24 protein-coding genes are annotated in these 18,999 nt (G+C 40.5%); 11 read left to right on the forward strand and 13 right to left on the reverse strand.

Annotated elements, in window-relative coordinates:
• Positions 1–234 precede the first annotated feature (234 nt).
• Positions 235–1,062: an alpha/beta fold hydrolase gene (locus FSB76_RS25210; protein WP_147058352.1), complete on the reverse strand. Its 828-nt coding sequence runs from the start codon at positions 1,060–1,062 to the stop codon at positions 235–237.
• A 561-nt stretch (positions 1,063–1,623) separates the two neighbouring features.
• Between FSB76_RS25210 and FSB76_RS25215 the strand changes: the two genes are divergently transcribed.
• From FSB76_RS25215 to FSB76_RS25230, 5 genes are all read left to right on the forward strand, one after another.
• Entirely contained in the window at positions 1,624–2,451 is an 828-nt protein-coding gene (locus FSB76_RS25215) for an N-acetylmuramoyl-L-alanine amidase family protein (RefSeq protein WP_147058354.1), read from the forward strand.
• 137 nt (positions 2,452–2,588) lie between these two features.
• The gene (locus tag FSB76_RS25220; protein WP_147058357.1) at positions 2,589–3,257 is read left to right on the forward strand and encodes an autotransporter outer membrane beta-barrel domain-containing protein; all 669 of its coding nucleotides are present in this window, start codon (positions 2,589–2,591) and stop codon (positions 3,255–3,257) included.
• A gap of 267 nt (positions 3,258–3,524) precedes the next feature.
• Positions 3,525–3,695: a hypothetical protein gene (locus FSB76_RS32270; protein ID WP_158642980.1), complete on the forward strand. Its 171-nt coding sequence runs from the start codon at positions 3,525–3,527 to the stop codon at positions 3,693–3,695.
• A 3-nt stretch (positions 3,696–3,698) separates the two neighbouring features.
• Positions 3,699–4,310 (forward strand): hypothetical protein, encoded by a 612-nt coding sequence (locus FSB76_RS25225; RefSeq protein ID WP_147058358.1) that lies wholly within the window; start codon positions 3,699–3,701, stop codon positions 4,308–4,310.
• Positions 4,311–4,442: 132 nt separating this feature from the next.
• Positions 4,443–5,018: a YceI family protein gene (locus FSB76_RS25230; RefSeq protein ID WP_147058360.1), complete on the forward strand. Its 576-nt coding sequence runs from the start codon at positions 4,443–4,445 to the stop codon at positions 5,016–5,018.
• 64 nt (positions 5,019–5,082) lie between these two features.
• On the opposite strand, the gene FSB76_RS25235 is transcribed toward FSB76_RS25230, so the two are convergent.
• Together FSB76_RS25235 and FSB76_RS25240 are read right to left on the reverse strand one after the other, a co-directional pair.
• On the reverse strand, positions 5,083–5,304 hold the full coding sequence (locus FSB76_RS25235; RefSeq protein ID WP_147058362.1) for a hypothetical protein: 222 nt from the start codon (positions 5,302–5,304) through the stop codon (positions 5,083–5,085).
• A 209-nt stretch (positions 5,305–5,513) separates the two neighbouring features.
• Positions 5,514–5,906 (reverse strand): hypothetical protein, encoded by a 393-nt coding sequence (locus FSB76_RS25240; RefSeq protein WP_147058364.1) that lies wholly within the window; start codon positions 5,904–5,906, stop codon positions 5,514–5,516.
• A gap of 116 nt (positions 5,907–6,022) precedes the next feature.
• On the opposite strand from FSB76_RS25240, the gene FSB76_RS25245 reads away from it, so the two are divergent.
• On the forward strand, positions 6,023–7,273 hold the full coding sequence (locus tag FSB76_RS25245) for a DUF2130 domain-containing protein (protein WP_192910099.1): 1,251 nt from the start codon (positions 6,023–6,025) through the stop codon (positions 7,271–7,273).
• Positions 7,274–7,344: 71 nt separating this feature from the next.
• Here FSB76_RS25245 and FSB76_RS25250 read toward each other — a convergent pair whose 3' ends face one another.
• Complete coding sequence (locus FSB76_RS25250; RefSeq protein WP_158642981.1) at positions 7,345–8,913, reverse strand: PAS domain-containing protein; 1,569 nt, start codon at positions 8,911–8,913, stop codon at positions 7,345–7,347.
• Between the two features lie 241 nt (positions 8,914–9,154).
• Between FSB76_RS25250 and FSB76_RS25255 the strand changes: the two genes are divergently transcribed.
• Positions 9,155–10,078 carry a ChbG/HpnK family deacetylase gene (locus FSB76_RS25255; protein ID WP_147058368.1) on the forward strand — a complete coding sequence of 308 codons (924 nt, stop codon included), beginning with the start codon at positions 9,155–9,157 and terminating at the stop codon, positions 10,076–10,078.
• Between the two features lie 104 nt (positions 10,079–10,182).
• On the opposite strand, the gene FSB76_RS25260 is transcribed toward FSB76_RS25255, so the two are convergent.
• Positions 10,183–10,395: a hypothetical protein gene (locus FSB76_RS25260; protein WP_147058370.1), complete on the reverse strand. Its 213-nt coding sequence runs from the start codon at positions 10,393–10,395 to the stop codon at positions 10,183–10,185.
• Positions 10,396–10,571: 176 nt separating this feature from the next.
• Here FSB76_RS25260 and FSB76_RS25265 point away from each other — a divergent pair, with 176 nt between their 5' ends.
• Positions 10,572–11,579 (forward strand): ABC transporter ATP-binding protein, encoded by a 1,008-nt coding sequence (locus FSB76_RS25265; RefSeq protein ID WP_147058372.1) that lies wholly within the window; start codon positions 10,572–10,574, stop codon positions 11,577–11,579.
• Positions 11,580–11,631: 52 nt separating this feature from the next.
• On the opposite strand, the gene FSB76_RS25270 is transcribed toward FSB76_RS25265, so the two are convergent.
• The 6 genes from FSB76_RS25270 to FSB76_RS25295 all read right to left on the reverse strand — a co-directional run bounded on the left by FSB76_RS25270 (position 11,632) and on the right by FSB76_RS25295 (position 16,025).
• The gene (locus FSB76_RS25270) at positions 11,632–12,606 is read right to left on the reverse strand and encodes an EamA family transporter (RefSeq protein WP_147058374.1); all 975 of its coding nucleotides are present in this window, start codon (positions 12,604–12,606) and stop codon (positions 11,632–11,634) included.
• A 7-nt stretch (positions 12,607–12,613) separates the two neighbouring features.
• Complete coding sequence (locus tag FSB76_RS25275) at positions 12,614–13,093, reverse strand: Lrp/AsnC family transcriptional regulator (protein ID WP_147058377.1); 480 nt, start codon at positions 13,091–13,093, stop codon at positions 12,614–12,616.
• A gap of 307 nt (positions 13,094–13,400) precedes the next feature.
• Positions 13,401–13,685, reverse strand: coding sequence for a hypothetical protein (locus FSB76_RS25280; RefSeq protein WP_147058379.1), 285 nt, complete (start codon positions 13,683–13,685; stop codon positions 13,401–13,403).
• Between the two features lie 150 nt (positions 13,686–13,835).
• The gene (locus tag FSB76_RS25285; protein WP_147058381.1) at positions 13,836–14,048 is read right to left on the reverse strand and encodes a hypothetical protein; all 213 of its coding nucleotides are present in this window, start codon (positions 14,046–14,048) and stop codon (positions 13,836–13,838) included.
• 53 nt (positions 14,049–14,101) lie between these two features.
• A complete protein-coding gene (locus FSB76_RS25290; protein ID WP_147058382.1) occupies positions 14,102–14,755 on the reverse strand; it encodes a hypothetical protein in 654 nt (217 codons plus the stop codon).
• 10 nt (positions 14,756–14,765) lie between these two features.
• Complete coding sequence (locus FSB76_RS25295; RefSeq protein ID WP_147058384.1) at positions 14,766–16,025, reverse strand: metallophosphoesterase; 1,260 nt, start codon at positions 16,023–16,025, stop codon at positions 14,766–14,768.
• Positions 16,026–16,265: 240 nt separating this feature from the next.
• Between FSB76_RS25295 and FSB76_RS25300 the strand changes: the two genes are divergently transcribed.
• Positions 16,266–16,466 carry a hypothetical protein gene (locus FSB76_RS25300; RefSeq protein ID WP_143065553.1) on the forward strand — a complete coding sequence of 67 codons (201 nt, stop codon included), beginning with the start codon at positions 16,266–16,268 and terminating at the stop codon, positions 16,464–16,466.
• Positions 16,467–16,664: 198 nt separating this feature from the next.
• Here FSB76_RS25300 and FSB76_RS25305 read toward each other — a convergent pair whose 3' ends face one another.
• Both FSB76_RS25305 and FSB76_RS25310 read right to left on the reverse strand, forming a co-directional pair.
• Complete coding sequence (locus tag FSB76_RS25305; protein ID WP_147058387.1) at positions 16,665–17,315, reverse strand: Pr6Pr family membrane protein; 651 nt, start codon at positions 17,313–17,315, stop codon at positions 16,665–16,667.
• 16 nt (positions 17,316–17,331) lie between these two features.
• Positions 17,332–17,931, reverse strand: coding sequence for a hypothetical protein (locus tag FSB76_RS25310; protein ID WP_147058389.1), 600 nt, complete (start codon positions 17,929–17,931; stop codon positions 17,332–17,334).
• A gap of 205 nt (positions 17,932–18,136) precedes the next feature.
• Here FSB76_RS25310 and FSB76_RS25315 point away from each other — a divergent pair, with 205 nt between their 5' ends.
• Together FSB76_RS25315 and FSB76_RS25320 are read left to right on the forward strand one after the other, a co-directional pair.
• Complete coding sequence (locus FSB76_RS25315) at positions 18,137–18,331, forward strand: hypothetical protein (RefSeq protein ID WP_147058391.1); 195 nt, start codon at positions 18,137–18,139, stop codon at positions 18,329–18,331.
• Positions 18,332–18,400: 69 nt separating this feature from the next.
• On the forward strand, positions 18,401–18,898 hold the full coding sequence (locus FSB76_RS25320; protein ID WP_147058393.1) for a VOC family protein: 498 nt from the start codon (positions 18,401–18,403) through the stop codon (positions 18,896–18,898).
• Positions 18,899–18,999 lie beyond the last annotated feature (101 nt).

The following is an 18,999-nucleotide window of genomic DNA, read 5'->3' on the forward strand; positions in this document are numbered from 1 at the left end:
TGGTTTAAATTGGTAAAGCTAATGTAGGCAATTGTAATTCGGGAACTGTCATGGACTGTCATGGATTTGAAGCCGATATGCAGTACAGTAAATGTGGACGTGGGAATACATAAGGCTAACGCCTGCAGTTTTTGGGCCGGAGTAGTTACTTTTAAAATTGAAATTCAGGATATACCCTGAAATGATTGAAGATTTTTAAGGGTATATCCTGAAAGCCGTGTTTGGCCCTGAGGACTATCTTTTATTAAACGGCTTCTCAAAAAAGTCATCCACCAGTTTGTTAAAATCATCTGCGTGCTCCTGCAGGGTAGGGTGGCCTGAGTTGGGTACAATCCATAAATAGGATTTAGGGATATTTTGAGCAATAATTACCGTATGCTCAACCGGGATAAGGTCGTGATCGCCGCCTATGATAAACGAAGGGCACTTGATTTTGTGTAGTTCGGTTAATTTGATGTGCGGTTGGTCATAATCCAGCATGAATATTTTCCAGTCGTTTTTTTCTTTGGCAGTTTTCCAAGCCTCATTTTTATGTGCCGCGTAGTTTTTCTGCATGTCTTTCCATAAGCTGGGTATTAACCCGGTTGAATCGGGCCAAAGATTTGCACCTGTCGATGCCAGTTTTATAACTTTTTCGGGATGGCGCATGGCCAGTTCCAGCGCATTAATGCCACCATCGCTCCAACCGATAACATAAGCCGATTCGATATGCATTGCATCCAGCAGGGCGGCAAAATCATCGGCCATCTGTTCAAAACTCAACGAATCAGCAGCATCTGTTGATTTGCCGTGCGCACGGCTATCTACCGCTATAACTTTATATTTTTTTGCAAAATATGGAATGTTGTTTTTGAAAGCGCTCATTTTGTCGCCGTTACCGTGTATCATCAGCAAGGGTTTCCCACTGCCATAAGTTTCGGTATATAGTTTAATGCCACGTATATTGTAATATTTGCCTACAGATGCGTTGTCGCCGTATGGCAATTGTTTTTGCTGGCTGTAACTGATTGGTACAAAAAAGACTGAAAGGAACAGGGTAAGCGACAGTTTTCTAAATGGCATAGATCAAATGGTAATTAGTAAAACATAAATATATAAATTAAAACATGATATGCGCTGCATACCGGTATCGCTTTCAGGGCAAACGCATTTAATGGGGTTAACATAACTTAACATATTTTAAATATATTTTTTATAAATATCTGATATTCAATTTTTTATATTTTATCATGGTTAACACCAAATTGTTCGCGCATTTAGTAGCATCCAAATATTTATGCCTGTGTTGGCCGATAAAAGTCTCCTTGGTGCCCGTATCATTTAACCACCATCAGCCGATAAAAACAAGGTGTCATTTGATGCTTATATCTTCCCGATGCTATAAGCTTATTCTGTTAGCTATTATTAAATAACGGCTTATCGCCATTAGCTATTTAGCTGCGTTTTGCCCGGTATGGCTTTTTTGATTTTGTTATTTTTAAACCGTAATAACGTTAAAGTGTTAACTAATACTACCTTTGCGGAATTTAATTAAACATACATTTAAACTAAGTACACCAAACAATATCTTAATTATGGCATTTATAATTAAAATATTTAAAGTACCTATATACAAAATTCTTCATGTTTTCCATCTGCCTAAAAAGTACGCGTATACTTGTATTTGCTTGTTTTTTCTTCGGTTTGCTTTCTGTTAACAGTTTATACGGACAAGAAAGCAGTGCATCAAAACCGGTTACAAATCACTTTAAATTCAAAACACTTATTATTGATGCCGGCCACGGCGGTAAAGACCCCGGGGCGCACGGCGCTACTTCAAAAGAAAAAGATATAGCACTTAGCATTGCCAAAAAACTGCGCGATTTGGTAAATAACGAAATGCCCGGTGTTAAAACCATCATGACCCGCAGTACAGATACCTTTATTGAGTTGCACCGGCGCACCGAAATTGCCAACAGTAACCACGGCAACCTGTTTATTTCTATCCATTGTAATTCATCGCCTCAAAAAAGAGCCAAAGAGCATGGCACCCTTGTGTTGGTTTACGGTTTTCACCGCAGCCAGGAACAGCGTGAGGCGTTGCGGGAGAATGCTTCTATTTTTATTGAAGATGATTATAAGAATAAATATAACGGGTATGGCGATGACAATGTGGTAAATACCATTGTACTGAACGCTTTTCAGCAAAAGTACCGTAAGCAAAGCATTCATTTTGGCGATATGATTATTCATCAGGTTAAGAAAGCAGATGGCCACCATACCTTTGGCGTAAAGGAGCAAGGTGTGCTGGTATTGGCCCAAAGTGGAATGCCTGCCGTGTTAGTTGAAACCGGCTTTATCAATAATCCGGCTGACGAAGAATACCTGAACTCAAAAGATGGCCAGTTCACCATCGCAACTTCGATACTAAGAGCGCTTAAGGAGTACAGGGACAGCCTGGAAGGAAGGTAGCTTTGGTGCTAAAATCAGATTAAACGCAGGTTGTAATTTTATATTATCGCGAAAAATATTTATTTAATAATAGCTGTATTGGTAAAATATAGGCAAATAAAAGCCGTTTCAAATGCTCAATAAACTATTATTACAATATGAAAAAAGTACTGTTTTTAATCCCTGCATTTTTACTGGCTTTTCAAATTTCAAAAGCACAAACCGAAAAAGGTTCACAAACGTTAGGTGTGAATTTAATTTTCAACACTCAAAAATCAAGTAATGTAAGTGTCGACCCATCTACCGGCGCCTCAAGTAGCTCAAAAACCAAGTATAATAGCTTTGGTATTGGGCCAAATTACAGTTATTTTATTGCCGATAAGTTGGATATTGGCGCCAATTTGAGTTATGATCGTTCGAGTAACGATAATGGCGAGCTAAGTTCGCCCTCAACGCAGCATCAGCATGATTACGGTGGCCAGATATTTATTAGAAAGTATGTTATGTATGGCGACAAATTTGGTTTACGTGCAGGACCTTACCTGGGATATAGCCGGTACAATGTAAAATATACCTACGATTATCCCGGTGCTACTGTAAATTCAAACTCAAGCAAAACAGATAGTTATAATGCCGGTATAAATCTTGGCCTGGTTTATTACCCAACAAAAAAAATAGGCGTATCAGCCACATTGGCTAATATCTATTATGCCCATTCAAAATCAGATGATGGAGCGCAAAATCACGGAAGCACGGATAGCTTTAGCGGCAGTTTTATAAGCAATGGATTAGGCCTTTCATTATTTTATGTATTTGGGGCTAAGTAAATTGTAGTAAATTGAGGCAGATAAGTGAAATATTTATCTGCCTTAATTTAAAATAGTATCACCAACGTGTTCCTTAGAGGTCTTAGCCAAAAAAGGCATTGTAGGCTAAGTCAGATAGATAGCTTTTCTGTTGGTGTAAACCGAAACCTAAAAGCAGGATGTCTGTTAAATATGATAGGAATTAACGCCATTTACCGCAGCCCCGACTCAGTGAAAATAGGGTAGCCGTATGCAAAATATCGTTATATTTGTGTTTAATTTTCTAATATGACAACTAAAAGTGTTCAAGAACAAATTGCCGCTATAAAGGCTGTCACTTCTAAGGCGAACGTGTCAAAGGAAACCGCTATGGCATTTTTAAAAAGTGCGGGTATAATTACCACCGATGCTATAAAAGGTGAAACATCTAAATTATCTACAATAACAAAGTCTAAGTAATTAATGTCCGACTATCAGTCATTAAATGTTATTGGTTTTCATAGCTGTGACAGAGAGGTTGGTTATAACTTGTTGATGGGACGGGATGAGTTGAGGCCGAGTGATAATGTTTGGGATTGGCTGGGACCAGGAAGTTATTTTTGGGAAAGCGATCCTACACGGGCTTTACAATATGCCATTGAAAATTCAAACGGAATTCAAAAAAATAAAGAAGCTGTTAAAACGCCTTTTGTAATAGGCGCTATCATTGAACTTGGAAATTGCCTTAACCTCGTTGAAGCAGAATCATTAGAGATATTAAGTGAATCTTACGAAGGCTTAAAAAATCTCCATGAAACATTGGGTTTAGCAATGCCTGTTAACGGTGAATATAACAGGGCCCTTGATTGCGCGGTGATTAAGTACATACACGAGTCAAATAAGAAAACCGGCCGAGAGTCTTATGACACTATACGTTGTGCTTTCCCGGAGGGAATAGAAGCTTTCCCCGGATCAAAAATTACATCCAAACTGCACGTACAAATATGTGTCTGTAATCCAGATTGTATTACAGGCTATTTTTTACCTAAACCACTAAGTAAATATAATCCCTATTTAACCACAAGGTTGGCTTAAAGCTTATTACCCCACTAAATTAGTCGTAATTTGTCATCGTAATTTAATAATTAAGTGTTTAAACATTTAATTGCTTGTTATTCCAAATCTTTGTATATTTTTGGATCATAAAAAAACAAACCCGCAAGTAAAATGAAAAAAGTTTTTATCCTGTTAGCGTCAGCATTTTTGTATACTGCCGCTTCGGCACAAACAACCTGGACGGTTGACAAAGCACACTCAAATGTTAAGTTTACAGTTACCCACTTATTGGTAAATGATGTTGACGGTACCTTTAAAACTTATGATGCATCTATTGTTGCTGCTAAACCCGATTTTAGTGATGCTAAAGTTTCGTTTACTGTACAAACAGCATCTGTAAGCACAGATAACGATCAGCGCGATGGTCACTTAAAATCTCCTGATTTTTTTGATGTTGCTAACAAACCAACACTTACTTTTACCAGTACAGGTATTTCAAAAACATCTGATAAACACTATAAAGTTACAGGTAATCTTACCCTGGCTGGAGTTACCAAGCCGGCTACATTTGATTTATGGTATCGTGGTACTATCCAAAACCCAATGAGCAAAGCTGATGATGCTGGTTTCCAATTAACCGGAACTATCAAACGTTCTGATTTCAACTTTGGCAGCAAATTTGGTTCGGCTATGTTGAGCGACGAAGTTACCATTAAGGCTAACGGCGAATTTGCAAAAGCAAAATAATTATAATATTGTTTAAAACGCTAAACGGCGTACCTGGTAAACCGGGTACGCCGTTTGCTTTTTGTTAATTTTTATTGCGCTGGTATTGTACTTTAAGTTGTTGTTTTTGAAGGTAATAAATAATGATGGTGCAAATGCCAATTGCAACCACCAGTGCGGCGCCCGTTATAACGTGTATAATTGGCACCTTGTAATTAGGGTTTATTAATGATTCGGTAACGTTGGGGATAATAAGGGCGATGAGCGGTAAACAAATAAATAACCGTAGTAGTCCGAGTTTTTTCATAATGATTGATAAATTATGTAAGCCTTTGCTACAGGTGGCCAATTAATAGGTGGCCAGGAGATAAAGGGTTTTAGTGATGGTTTGTAATACCAAATATGCCACATTGGTGTTTAATAAAAAATACCCATAATGCGGTATTTTATCCGGATTGCTTTCTGGCAAAGCGCTACATGTTGCAGGAAAAACTGTGTTTGGACTATAAAAGAGGCTTAGTCGGCCAGGAGTTGTTTTAAGGTATCAAACCAAAGCTGGTTTTTTGTGCCGAAGAAGCGAAGATCTACAATAAGATAAACCACTGCTGTATCATCACCTTGCTTGTAGCGCAGCCTTAAGGGTTGGCAAAAAAGACCATTATTTCGTACTAATGATCTTTTGTAAACATCATCAAATCCAAGATAAACTTGCTCAAGCTTGTTTAGGGGGATATTTAAGTAGTTATAGCCATCAATAACAAGGTTTGTAGGGGTCAATATAATTTCACCCTCACGATGGTGGGGGGGCGGAGTTAGCGAAAAAAGGGCTCCGGCTTCATCGATCAACGTAAGCGCCGCGATTTCGTAATCGTAGCTCCACAAGACCTTGCCAATTTGTAAAATTTGCATTGATGTAATGTATAAATAATAATTGATAACTGCAAGTATTACATTTTCGTTAAAATTTGGCGCTGTATAAATTCCTATATTTGAGGTGCGAAAATGTTTTTCGCGTGATAAAAAGTATGGCTACAGAAGTTAAGTGCCCCAGTTGTGGTTTTGGTTTTCCGATAGAGGAGGTGATGGCCGAGGAGTATAAAAAAGAGCTCCGGGTTAAAATGCAGGATTATACCCGCCAAAAGGAGGAGGAATACCGTAAAAAGGACGAGGAGTTTTTGAGTAAAGAACGCCAGCAAAAAGCCGAGTTTGAACAGCGCCTGAATGCCGAGAAAAAACAGCTGCAACTGGTGTTGGAGGAAAATTTGCGTAAATCCATCAGCCAGGATTATGAAAACCAGATGCTGATGCTTAAAAACTCGGCACAGGAGAGCGAAGAGAAATTAAAGCTATCGCGACAAAAGGAACTGGAGTTTTTACAGCGCGAAAAACAACTTCAGCAAAAGGAAGAGGAAATGGAGCTTTCACTGCAACGTAAATTGCAGGAGCAGCGAAATGAATTGGGCGAGCAGATCCGTCGCCAGGAAGCCGAGCGGCATAGTATAAAAGATATTGAATACCAGTTAAAAGTAAAAGAACTGGAAAAACAGCTTGACGACCAAAAGAAGCTTGCCGAGGAAATGAAGCGCAAAGCCGAGCAGGGATCGATGCAGTTACAAGGCGAGGTACAGGAGCTGATACTGGAAGAATTACTACGCAACTATTTTCCGTTTGATGTAATAAGCGAAGTTGGTAAAGGCGTTCGCGGTGCCGATTGCGTTCAAACCGTTCGTAACCAGTTTGGGCAGGAGTGTGGTAAAATTATTTACGAAAGTAAACGCACCGCTACCTTTGGCGCCGACTGGATTGACAAACTCAAAAAAGACATGCGAAGCGTTGGTGTAGATGTAGCCGTTATTGTTACACAATGCTACCCAAAGGGGATGGATTGTTTTGGCGAGAAGGATGGAGTTTGGATTTGTAGTTTTGACGAGGTAAAGGCGGTATCGTATATCCTGCGCGATGGCGTTATCAAATTATCAAACCTCATTAAATCGCAGGATAATAAAGGCGATAAAATGCACCTGTTGTATGATTACCTAACCAGCAGCGAATTTTCTGAACAGTGGAAAGCTATTCGTGAAGGATATATGAGTATGCGGCTATCTATCCAAAAGGAGCGCGACGCCATGGAAAAAATGTGGAAATCGCGCGAGAAGCAGCTGGATAAAGTATTGTTAAACGCCGCGCACATTAAAGGCAGCATTGAAGGTATTGCCGGGGCCGATAGCATTCAGCTAAGCCTTACCGACGATGAGGATACGTTGTTGCTGGAGTAATATGGGGTTTGATGATTTTGCAGGGTTGGAAGGCCTTTCAACCTGACGGTAAGCGTTGTGGTTATTACATATCAATTGTCCAGTCTGGGCATTAAATTTATCTGCTCGTTTTCTGATTTTTGTACGATGCCTAAGATGATGTTATCGAGTTCATGCACCGATACGGAAATGAAATTGAGCACTTGGTCGTAATCCGTTGATTGGGTATTTTCATCAAGTAGTAAGTCCACCAGGCCAATGAGCCGGGCAACCGGGGTCCGTACGGTATGGGCTTGTGTCCAGGCTATTTCTTTAAGTTTAATATTTTGCTTTTCGATAGCGGTTACATGGTTTTTTGTTTGGGTAACATCGCGCTCAATCGAGATCCAATGGGTTGTTTTTCCGGCCGAATCCTTCACAGGTGATATCGATTTACTGCTCCAGAATCGTTCGCCATTCTTTTTATAATTAATTACCTCAACTTCAAATGCTGCCTGCTGATCAAATGTAGTCATCAAATTGTTTTGAGCGGCGGCTGCATTGTTATTACCCCATAAAACATCTGTTACCATTCCAATTGTTTCCTGTTGGCTGTAACCTGTAATATTGGTAAACGCCTCGTTTGCGTATACTAATTTTCTTTGCTGATTTTCATTGGCTTCGGCCTCAAAAATCAAAACCGCATCTGTAGCATATTTTAAAACCGATTCGGTAAGGCGCAGCCATTGTTCTTCTTCTTTTTGGCGCGTAACATCCTGCATGGCGCCAATAACCCGTACGGGTTTACCGCTCTCATCCCTTATTATCAAAGCCCTGTCAAGTATATGTTTGTACTTGCCGTCGGCACATAAAAATCGATAATCAAGCTGCAGGTGATTGCTTTTGCTTGTAAAAGCCAGTGCAAGCCCCCCGGTCACCTTTTCGGCATCATCGGGATGAAGCTTTGTATTCCACCAGTTGTTTACATTGGCAATTTCGCTCAACTTGTACCCGAAAACCTGGTTCATGCCATAATTGTACTGAATGGTATCGCTAATAATATCCCAATCCCAAATGGTGTCGCTTGTGGCTTGTGCAACGGTTTCGTACCGGTTATTACTTTGTTGCAGGCCATTAAAAAGCGCGGGCAAAAGTTTGGCTATAGTCGCGCTTAAAACAACTAAGTTTACCGATGCCACTATCCACGAGCCAATAGTATATTGTAATGCAATGCCATTGGATAAAAGTTTAAACTGAATACAAACCCCTACCGAAATGCAGATGAGCATGTTCATGTAAACAGTACAAAACGGGTGTTTGCCATGAAATATAAGTAAGCAAACAAATGTTATAGCCAATAAGTAAAGCAAACCAGGCCCATACCAGCCCAGGTAGTAGAGCAAAAATATGGCAAGCATGTACAGGAATGCGATAAGAAGTGATTTACGGGCCGGGATGCCTATGCCTGGCAATAACGCCACTGCCCAGATAGCAACTACGATAAATAAAAGAAAAACGGCAAGTGCATAAAATTGATTAGCGATGCTCATGTACTCACCGGGAATCAGGGTGACAAGGCAAAGCGGTAAAAAATAAGTCATTATTGCTGCAAACAACCTGTTGCTCCAGTAGGGCAAACCATGCAATTGTTCGGTATTACCTAAACAGTTGCGGTTAACCATATTCTTATAATGTTGCCATATATAATGCATCAATAGCTATTAATGCCGGTATTTTAGGGGAAGGCCGGCATTATGTGTTACAAGATATTAAATAAATGTAAAAGTTACACTAAATAAATGCATTGGCGAATGATTTTTATAATATTTACATTTTATTATTACTATTAATGGTAATTTTTGGTGCTTTTTTAGCTGTTTTTAATTTAATTCTTCATTTTTTGATAGTAAATCCCTGATTTTGATGAAAAATATACTTATCCGGTACCTGTTTTTGTTAATAATAGTGGTTTTGATAAGGCCCGCGACTGCGCAAACAGCCGATAAATTGCCACAATTGTTGATAAGGCTTGATGACATAGGGATGAATCATTCTGTAAATATGGCTGCCGAAAAGATGGCTAAAACCGGTTTACCATTTTCCGTTTCGTTACAGTTTGCCTGCCCATGGTACCAGGAAGCTGTTGAGATTTTGAAAAGGTATCCGAATGTAAGCGTAGGGGTACACTTAACCTTAACATCGGAGTGGAAAAACTACCGCTGGGGGCCGGTTACCGGGCGAACTGCGGTGCCAAGTTTAGTTGATGAGGTAGGCTATTTTCCGCATTCAACATCATCGTTCGCCAAAAGCGGGTATAAAATGGATGAGGTTGAAACCGAGCTATCGGCGCAAATTGAACGTGCATTGGCCTCGGGGCTTAAAATTACTTATATCGACCCGCACATGGGGATTGCGTTATCGACGCCTGAGTTGAGAGCGCTAACCGAAAAACTGGCACATAAATATAAATTAGCCATATCAACCTTAAGCAGCGTTACTTATTTTGGAGAAACCTATATGGAAATGTGGGGCGAGCCGATAGCCACCAAGAAGAAAGTTTTCTTGAATTATGTAAGCACCAAACTTAATCCCGATAAGCCAAATTTAGTGGTTATCCATACAGCTACCCCAAGCCCCGAGATGGATGCGTTGGTGGATATGAATAGCAGCATGATGAACGCCAAAGACGGAAAGCCCCTAACCAGCCTTCACCGTCAAACAGAATTAAACATGTTACTTTCGCCGGAATTTAGGGCAATGGAGGGCAAAAAATTCAAAATGATTAATTACGCCCAATTATTAGCCGGTAAAGATATTAGTGTGCTTAAGGCGGTCGATAATAAATAGGAGGCCGTCATATTTAGTCTTAAGTCTTAAGTCGAAAGTCAAAAATGGCAATTTGGCTTAGGACTTAAGGCTTCGGACTAAGTACTTATAACTTAACACAAGGCCTATTTATTTTTTGATAAGGCAATTACGGCTATACCGCCAATAATTAATGCGCCGCCTAAATACGGGGGCCAGTTAACGGTTTTTTGCTTATCAACAGAAACCTGGAGCGGGCCGGCGTCAATCACCTTTTCCTTTTTGGTATAAGTAAAACTCGTCCAGATAAGCATAATGGCACCAATAACTATAAGGGCTATACCGATGGTTTTGTTCATGGTAATGATTTTGAATGTCTTGCTGCAATAAGAATGGCTATTGGTGTAAATTGTTTGCCCGATATAAAATATAAGCTTTAGTTTTTGTTGACAGTAAACTTTTTATAGCTTAGGTGCTTTATTAGGCCTCCATTATTTGCCTTTACCAAAACTTAAGCGATAAAAAGTACACAGGAATGCAAGATGATTTGATACTTGAAACCATATCTGTTACCAAAAACTTTTTTGGCGATAAATCAACCGGGGTAAACAATATAACCATATTTGTGCCCAAGGGAAAGATAACCGCTATAGTTGGCGAAAGCGGCAGCGGTAAAACTACACTCCTGAACTTATTGTTCGGCACCCTGCAGCCAGATCATGGCGAAGTTTTTTTTAAAGAGGAAAGGGTATTAAGCCGGGAACATGGCATACAACATGCCCATAAGGTAATGCGGATGGTTACTCAAAATGGGGTTGATATGAATCCCAAATCGTCTGTTTGGGAAACTGTGCGCGATGGAATGCCCCCTGAAGATCGCAGCCACGAAATAAAGCTGGTTACTGAAGCGCTTAATATGCTTAATATTTACCCGCTGAGAGATTACCCTTTTGGTAAACTAAGCGGTGGCGAAAAGCAACGTGTTACCATAGCCAAAGCCTTGATAAGCCGGCCACAGGTGTTGCTGCTCGACGAGCCTTTTAACCAGGTTGACGCTTATTACCGGGAAGCACTACAGCACGATATCAGGCAGATTGTGAGGGAGTGGAAGACAACCGTGGTGCTGGTATCGCATGACCCGGCCGAGATACTATCAATGGCCGACGAACTTATTGTAATAAAAGAAGGCGAAATTGTTGAACACGGCCCGCCCGACCAATTATACCACTCGCCTAAATTGCTGTATACCTCGCAAATATTGGCCAGTAGCAGCATGCTTACATCAACCCAGGCCAAAGTTTGTGGCATTAAAAGTAAGCGTGGTATTGTTGTTGTATATGCCGAGCATGTGAAAATTGCAGCTATTGGCAAAAAATGGCTCATAAAAATGATCCTGTTCAAAGGTTTTTTTGAAGAATTGATCATCGATAATAACGATGTTACCCTAAGGGTAATGAACTACAACAGGGGCAAATATAAGGTAGGCGGCAAGGTGAGTATTAAAATTACCAGGTACTTTGAGTTTGGGAAATGGGAAAATTGATGAAGCCTCACCCTGCCCTCTCCAAAGGAGAGGGTTCTTAAAAGTCAAACTATTAATTATTTTGCAAATCAAAAGTCCTCTCCTTTGGAGAGGATTTAGGTGAGGCCCTGTACTTGCTCAAATTAATTAGCAGCACGCTTGCTAATATAACTACCAGGCCGGCTACCTGTATCAGGGTAACACCTTCGTGGGCAAAAAGTACACCTAATATTACAGCAATAACGGGGTTAACGTAAGCGTAAGTGCCAACCTGTGTTGCCGGGCGTACCTGCAACAGCCAAACATAGGCACTAAATGCAGCTATCGATCCAAAAATAATCAGGTATAACAGTGCATACCAGCTATGTGCCGGAATGGCACTCCAGTTAAGCGACTGAACTTCGTGGTGGAAAAAGCTCGACGGAATAAATACAATGCCTGCAACCAGCATTTGCCATGCCGTATTTACCGCTGCCGACCCTTGCGTATTGTAATGTTTTGAATAAAGAGAGCCCGATGCCCAACCCAATGTTCCTACAATTAATAAAAGCATTCCGGGCAGCTTTGATGGTCCGGACGCTGGCCCCATCATGCTTTCTATCTGCTCACTAAATAATAATATTACCCCTGCAAAGCCGATTATAAGGCCTATAATGGTGCTTTTGTTTTTAAAATTGGTGCGCCAGTTTGGTTTATCCAGCAATACAAACCAAATGGGGGGCGATGATACCATAATGGCAACCATAGCGCTTGGCAAGGTTTGCTCAACCCATATCACAACCCCGTTGCCAATTACCAGCAGTAAAAATCCGCTCACCGCCGCATGGATCATATTGCGCTTTACAAAAATCTGCTCGCCTTTAATGGCACTCCAAATAAGCAACAAAGCGCCTGCTGTAAAAAAGCGGAGTACGCCCAGTAAAAACGGGGGAAAGCCATCCACGGCCATTTTTATAAAAAAGTAGGTAGAGCCCCAAACCAGGTAAACTGTAGCAAACGCTACAATAACCAATAGGGGCGAAGCAGATTTTTGTGAAGAAGAGGCCATGATATATTTATTTTTCGGGTATAACTAATTGTTGTTGTTCTTTCACGGTTTCGAGCACGATGGTGGTACGTGTGTTCAAAATATGCGGTATTTTGCTAAAGTGCGTACGCATAAGGTGCATCAACGATGCCGAATCATAGGTGCGTACCTTAATAAGGTAGCAATCGTCGCCGGCTATGTGGTGTACCTCCTGTACTTCGGGTATTTTGGCAAGCTCACTCGTGGTTTTATCAGATCCGGGTCCGTCGGCTGCTTTCATGAAAATAAAGGCCAGTAGTTTTTGCTGTAGGGCTACCGGATTTATTTTGGTTACATATTGCTGAATAACATTTTTTTGTTCCAGCTTTTTTACCCGCTCCAATATGCCCGATGGGGCCATCCCTAACTCGCGTGCTAGGTCGGCGTTTGATATGCGGGCGTTATCCTGCATCAATCGTAATATCTGTAGGTCGGTTTTGTCTAAAACGATGTCTGTTTCGTTAATCATACGGTAATATTACTAATTATCAGAATTAAATTCATTAATTAATTACAAAAATGAATTTAGTTCGACAATTGTGGTATTTTGGTGACTGGTTGGGTTGGTTAACCAAAGTTGCTTTATGAAACGTATAATCAATATGGGCTGATTCCCGTTTTCGTCTGACTGTAATTTGAAGCTTTCTTGATTCTTGACTCTTAACTCTTGATTCTCCCGAAAGGGGCAAAAAAGCAAACCCCTATCAAACGTATGACAGAGGTCGCTTACAAGGTTAAGGTATAAAAATGAAGGTTTAGGCTTTTTGTTAGTTATTTTAGGCGGAAAGACTCAATAATCTGTCGGACTCTGCTTCATCAAACACAGTACGCAGATATTTAAGACCACCTTTAGTTATTGCTGTAAGCAACCTGAATTTATTGCCTTGTTCATCCAGAACATAAGCCATTCCGTTATCGTTTATCCAATCGAAGAGTACATCCCTGGTAGTGATGCCGCGGTTTTGAGTATGATCATCAATCCACATTAACGAGTTAATAGCCAGATAAGGGTTATCATGCACATCGTTGGTTCTGTGAACACCGATTATTTGTAGGGGCATCGTTAGTTAATTTCAGGGGTTAACGATGTTAAATGTCCGAAATTTAACGTCGGCTGTCAATCCGTGAAAACACTGTATTTGACCCCGTTAAAATACGGGGTCGAAAAGTTGTATCAGGCCTTTGTAATATGAAAATAAATGTTATAGTAGTTAAATTTTAATAACTTTACTCTGCTTTGCCTCAGGCTTTTTGTGATTGTCGGGCTTTGGTATATTTTTAACTATAGTAATGAGGGCGCTTGCAATAAGCCCGGTGGCCTTTAAGCCAAAATGTACAAAAGGCTTCATCACTTCCCATGTACTGTGTACAGGTTTTACTTCTGTGTTTCCTTTGCCTATCTGTTTTACGTTGGATGTTGCCATGGTTTTATGTTTTTATAGATATGACATAACAGGCATAAAAACCTTGCCAGAAATCAGGAAGCCCAATCCATATCGCATAATACAACAAACCAGTTTCCTTTTTTCTTCTCCATGAAAATATCATAGCCCTGGGCTACAACCAACCCGCCGCGTTTTTCGATGTAGGCAAAGGCTTTTGTCCTATCCTGATTGAAAAATACTGCCGACATCCTGAACATTCCCGCGTTGAAGAAAACCGGGGGCAATTTTTTTCGCTGATTATACATCGTGTATTCATAATTATGAGTAAAAGCCAAATTTTTCAGTTGGAATATGCCTGGCTTTTCGTTGATGACCACTTCAGGGGCCCAGCTATCTACCAGCATATTTTTTACCATATTCTTATCATCCCGACGTCGGCTTTTTGCTTGTTTTTTTAAATAATCTTCCGGTATTCTTATCAATGTATCCGCAATGAAAACATATAACCTGGCAGTATCTAATTGATTTTTTAGTTGTTCGATGTTATCCGTTTGTGATGCAGGAAATTTGTATTTAATTAAGTGTGCTTTTAAAACACTATCTGATGGCATAATGTAATTAAAAGCAAGCGTTGTAATCTCGGCCTCGTCTGATGGGGTATATAAATTATTAACCAAACGCGGTTTGGGATGCCTGCACGAAGCAAAAAGCAGGGGTATCAAAATCAGCTGCAGTAACTTGTTCATATAGATGTTGTTAAGCTGTAACCTTTTTCTTCAATTCAATAACGGTAACCTCGGGCCAAATGCCAAGCCTGCCGCTAAAGGCCAGGAAACCCAAGCCCCGGTTTACGTATAAATAGCGTTGGTTTTGGCTGGCCAGGCCGGCCCAGTCAAGGTACTTGTATTTAACCGGGCTCCATTTAAAGCCAGGTATCTCCACACCAAATTGCGCACCATGTGTATGGCCGGATAGGGTGAGGTGAATATTGGCCGGGTGATACCGCACATGATCTTCCCAATGGGTAGGGTCGTGCGATAGCAACACTTTAAAAGCATCGTTGGGTACACCGCTAAGCGCTTTATTTAAATCGCCCATTTGTATAAAACCGCGGCCCCAGTTTTGAACCCCGATAAGCGAGAGCTGCTGGCCACCTTTTTTGATGGTTACATTTTCGTTAAGCAGTAAACGGTAGTCCAAAGTTTTATGGTGCTGTTTCAGGGTTTCCAGGTTGGCAGATTTGGCTTCGGGGCTTTTCCATTCAATATAGTCGCCATAGTCATGATTACCCAAAATAGAAAACTGGCCGTAGGGCGCCTTTATCGATCCAAATCGATCTAAATAAGGCTCAATTTCGGTGGCGGCATTGTTCACCAGGTCGCCTGTAAAAACAAACAGGTCGCTTTTCTGCGCTTTGGCCATATCTATGCCCTTTTGCATAGCCGCTGCATCATCAAAACTACCCGAGTGGATATCGGAAAGTTGAGTTATGGTAAACCCATCAAAGGCGGCAGGCAAATCATCAAAATAAAGGGTGACTTTGTGTAGTCGGTAATCATATTTCCCCTTCAGCATAGCATAAAAAAAGGAGGTAAAAGGTATTGCTGCTACTAACACGGCTACTTCACTGATGAATTTTCGGCGGGCCGGGAATAGCGGTTTATCATGAGATTGTTTCGTCAGTTTAAATAAGCCTGTCAGCAACCGAGCGATATCGCCCAAAAACAAAACAAGTATAAAAAACAGTTTAGTAATTAAAAAAGTAAGGAACAGGCTCAATATCCATTCATGGAATGGCCGCATGCCGCCAACGGTTTTAAAAGCAGGTAAGCCGATTACCAATAAAACGGTAACACCAACCGAAACCAACAGGTATCCCCATAAAACTATTTTTTGCCAAAGCCGTGAGCGCCAGCCGGCAATTAATGTTTTTAAGCCCGAGAAGACATACCAGTCCAATAACAAACTAATTGCAGCTATAACCAGGAAAACTTTCAAAAGACCGTTGCCGTGCATAAATAGAAGAAAAAAAGCAATTTAATAAAATATTAGCGCTTCTCAATCGTCATCATACTAAAGGGCGCCGGTTACATGCTATTTGTTAAACAATGTTAAAGCTTTTGAGGAGCAACAATAGATAGGGTTTTTAAGGCGTTTTATAAAAGTTAATCAAATGATTAATTTTTGACTTTAAACAAACACAGCATTAACATCAAACAATTATTTTTGAAATATCAATTAAAACAAACAACTACCATGGCAATATTAACAATCCAAATCCCCGACACCGAAGTAACCACGCTATCAACCATTGTTGAGCGTATTGCAGGCAGCATTTTAAAAGTAAATGCCGACGAAGACGTTTATACCAACGATTGCTTACAAAAAGAAGAAGATCATTTTATAAAAAGTAAACTGGCCACGTCGTTCCCGTTTAACCATTTATGGAACGATTAAACCCGTAACAATTTGATATCCTGTTAATACGCCATATAGGAAAAGCCGAATGCTTAAAGCACAAAGCTTTCCCGCAAGAAAACAGCGCCGGATTTGAGAGACCCGGCGCTGTTTTTTGTTTTAATAATAATGTGTAATCGCGGCGCTATGTGCTACAATAGGTTCTGATAGTACATTACTCGGCTAAACTGTAAGTTATTATTGAAAAGATTTTGCAGCCAGCCGGTTATTTAGCATCAGAAATAAGCACCCGAACAGTAAAAAAGCCACCATTACAAAAAAAGAATTGACAGCCACTTGCTGATAGCCCAGTTTATCGGCATCAACAAAAGGGTAGGGGTAAAAATGGTAAATAGCACCGCGAATAAGTACGTAAATAAGGTATAACAGCGGGTACCATAACCAGGCGGCTGCCTGTAGCCACGATAGTTTTGTTTTAGGTGCAAAAAACAACCAGAATACAACAAAAGCTATCGGGTTAAATACATGAGTAAGCTCGTTGGTTAGCGCAAACAAGCCCTGCAAGTGTACAATGCTTCGTAATACGGTATTGAATATTAAACCTACTATGGTGATGTAAAGTGCTACGGCGGTATTTACACTGCTGCTGCCAAAGAAGTTTTTAAGTGCCGAAGCTTTGTTTAAAACAGCAGCAACAAGGCAAAGCCCAACCAGTATATTGCTCAGTACCGTAAAAAAGCTAATTATTTGCACTATAGCGCCACCAAATGTTCGGCCCTGCTGCATGTAGGCGGCTGTGGAGATAAAAAATTGTAAGACAACAGAAAACCAAACTATTAAAGCTAACAATATGGCGTATATAAATGCCGGTTTACTTAGTTTTTGCATAACCATGGGGCGGGCTTTATCGCTTGTTAACGCTGTCTAACATTACTTGTAACGAATGGTTGTTTTTACGCACACTTTCAATTACACCAACATTTGTTTTTACGAAGGAGACTAAGTTATCCGAGGGCTCTTCGGTCCTGATGATCTTGTTGGCTTTCATGTTACGGAACAATGCCTGCGATGTGCGTATAATTCCCCAGGGTAAACCCCACCAGCCCATTAAGGCTGTTGACGAGGTAGCACGTTGGTTGGCTTGTTGCAGGCATGACGGGCAGGCAATCATCAGCTTTTTTTTGTACTGTGTTAATATAATAAAGCTTTTAACACTGCCAATTACAATAGCATTAAGTGGTTGGGCCGTACTGCTGCAAACCGGGCACGGCTGGTTGCGAATAAGCGAGATATAGCTATCAATGGCTAAACTGCCCGGAGTGGAAAGCTGCACATTTACCCCGTTCATAATACCTTCATCCAATCCGCGGTTTTTTATTTCGGCTTTTAATAAATCTAACGCTTCGGGCCTTAAGCTTGCGGCCTCGGTTATGGCAAGGTGCGTAAGCTTATCATCACTTAAGTTTTTATAAGTGGTTTTTAACTGTTCAATATCGGGTTGCATGGCAATAAATGTAATAAAAGAAATTAATACGCGACCGGATATTTAATAAGTTCGGGGCTGATCGAATCCCTACGGCAATAAAAAATATTACCGCAAAATATTTTTTATTGTGTTATGTTAACAATAAAGCAACCGTAACAGATTGTTGAACGTAAACATGAATAATATGAGGGGTTACGTTAATATACCAAAAACCATAGACTGCATGTTTTGTAAAACATGCGGTGCGCGCCCGGTTATTGAACTGGCGCCAGAAGGGCTTTACGTGGTTAAATGCCCTAACGACGACGGCCATTATCAAACCCGGATGGGTTTAATAGATATTGACGATTGGAACAGGAATAATACGGTTAATGTTGTCCCGGAAATCGAGTTTAATCACCAATATCTGTTTAAGTAATATTTCTGTGATTTGGTCTTAGTGTTATATAAACACATATCTTTAGGTTTTTAAACCAAAAAACTTAAAATGAGCCCATTACTCAATCTTAATACCCGTAAATCGGGTAAGCTTAAATTAATATGTTTAATTGCCGCCCTTGTGTTACCGGGCTTTTGCTTTGCCCAATCGGGTACCGATGCCGTACCGGTGGTTGATCATGTTGCCATCTGTGTAAAAAATCTTAAAAAAAGCACCGCATTTTACACCGAAGTAATGCACCTGCGCAAGGTAACCAACCCTTTTAAAGATACGGTACACCAATGGTACAGCCTGGGTAATGGGGTAAAATTACATGCCATCCAGGGCGATTGCGCCGGTGTACACCCAATAGCCGAGCATTTGTGCTTTTCGGTAGGATCGGTTCATGAGTTTGCCAAACTTTTAGAAAGCCATAATATTAAATACAGCAACTGGAAAGGTGATAGTAAAGAGCCAACCTTAAGGGCCGACGGCGTGCTGCAACTTTATTTCCAGGATCCGGATGGTTATTGGATCGAAATTAACAGCCCGGCACCAAAGAAGTAGTTTGGGTTGTAGGTTGTACGTAATACGTAATACGTTTTACGTTTTTTTGGATGTATCAAAATTACGTATAACGTACTACGTCCCACTTACAACGTAATCAG

The sequence above is a fragment of the Mucilaginibacter ginsenosidivorax genome, from assembly GCF_007971525.1.
Classification (GTDB): Bacteria; Bacteroidota; Bacteroidia; order Sphingobacteriales; family Sphingobacteriaceae; genus Mucilaginibacter; species Mucilaginibacter ginsenosidivorax.